Below are 1,674 nucleotides of genomic sequence, written 5' to 3' on the forward strand. Positions count from 1 at the left end.
ACCATTGCCGAGGCGGCGCAGCTGGTGATCCAAGCCGGGGCAATGGGGCAGGGCGGCGATGTGTTTGTGCTGGACATGGGCCAGCCCGTCAAAATCATCGACCTGGCCCGCCGCATGGTGGAGCTGTCTGGCTTGAGCGTGCGCGACGAGACGCGCCCTGATGGCGACATCGAAATTGCAGTGACCGGCCTGCGACCCGGAGAAAAGCTCTTTGAGGAGCTACTGATTGGCGACAACCCCAAGCCCACGCAGCACGCCCGCATCATGAAAGCCCACGAGCAGTTTTTGCCCTGGGCGCAACTAGAACAAAAGCTCAACGCCCTGAGCATCGCCATGAGCGTGAACGACGTCCCCGTCATTCGCGCCATGCTGCAACAACTCGTCAGCGGCTACCAACCCAGCGGCGAAGTGGTTGACTGGGTGCACATGGCGCAGGAGCGCGAGGCGCAGGCCAATGACAATTGAATCTAGAGGCTCACACAGTTTGCGAGTTCTAATCACAGGATCCTGCAGAGCCATGTGAGCCTTGACCTTGGGGGGAGACGACTGGGTCAATCGCTGCAAATAGGCTTGGATGCAGGATCGTGATTGTTTGCCGCCCAAGCAGGCGGCTTGGATCTGCTCAAGGCTGGCTTCACCTGCATGCTGGAGATACAGCAAAATTTCTTCGATGCCTGCAAAGTTGGAGCGGACGAGGTTTTCGTAATCTTCAACGTCCGCCAGTGGGTACATGATCTTTTTGCCGAGCTTGCGATACTCGCGCCCCACATTGAGGTTGCGCCAGCGCTGCAGCGTTTTGGGGCTCATGCCCCAGCGATCAGCCAGTTCGATTTCGTTCAGGGTGGTGGTCACGCCGGGCGCTCCTTGATGTCACGGAGCTGCATTCACGCGTACTTTGGCGCAGAAGTCCAGAAACCATCTGGGCATCAGAAATTGTTTCCGGCAAAAATCAACGAATCAAGTTTCGCCGGAAACTAAAGTTGATTCTTTGATGCGTTTCCGGCAAAATATTATGTACTATAATTTTGCCGGAAACATCATGAAACCACTGTCAAACCAGCAACGACTTCATCAAGTCAACACGGAGCAGCTTTTCGAAAACTACCGATCAGCTCTGAGCCATGCTGCATCCTACCAATACGGCATGCGCTGGAAATCGGTGCGCAACATCGAATATCTTTTCAGGGACAAGGACCGTCGCGGAAACGGTAAGTCACTGGGGCCGAGATCACCAGAGACCGAGTCCGTGTTGGCGGCATTCACTGCCGGGCGGGCTGTGGCGCAGGAGCGCTTGCAGCTGATCATCGAAAAAATTCAGGAGCAGGCCAGGCTGAACAAGGCGTTGCGTTTGAATCGCGTGCCACGTGTGGTGGCTCGGGTGCTGCGCGAGCTTGATCGAGCCGGTCTTCATGACAGCTTTACGGTGATTGGTACCCAGGCTTTGTATGCGTACGAAGCTGTGGCCGGTTCGCATTTCTTGTTGGAATTGCTGGCCTCAGGCGATGTGGATCTGCTTTACGATGCGCGCCAGAAAATGACGGTTGTCTCTGACAAGCTCGATGGCGAGGGATTGCTGGGCTTGCTCAAGAAGGCGGACAAGACATTTGAATGTGTTCGAGAAAATGGCTACCGCGCCGCCAATGCCGGGCAGTTCATGATTGACTTGGTGATTGC

The 1,674-nt window shown here is 55.7% G+C and carries 2 protein-coding genes and 1 pseudogene; 2 read left to right on the forward strand and 1 reads right to left on the reverse strand.

The window, feature by feature from the left end; genetic code table 11:
- Positions 1-465: polysaccharide biosynthesis protein (locus ACESMT_RS04340; RefSeq protein WP_372825345.1), on the forward strand; the 465-nt coding region annotated here is incomplete at its 5' end.
- A gap of 294 nt (positions 466-759) precedes the next feature.
- Here ACESMT_RS04340 and ACESMT_RS04345 read toward each other — a convergent pair.
- Positions 760-807: pseudogene (locus ACESMT_RS04345) on the reverse strand (hypothetical protein); the annotation flags it as partial.
- Between the two features lie 232 nt (positions 808-1,039).
- Here ACESMT_RS04345 and ACESMT_RS04350 point away from each other — a divergent pair.
- The coding region (locus ACESMT_RS04350; protein WP_372825346.1) for a GSU2403 family nucleotidyltransferase fold protein at positions 1,040-1,674 on the forward strand (635 nt) is incomplete at its 3' end.

This window comes from Polaromonas sp. (genome assembly GCF_041689105.1).
GTDB lineage: Bacteria > Pseudomonadota > Gammaproteobacteria > Burkholderiales > Burkholderiaceae_C > Polaromonas.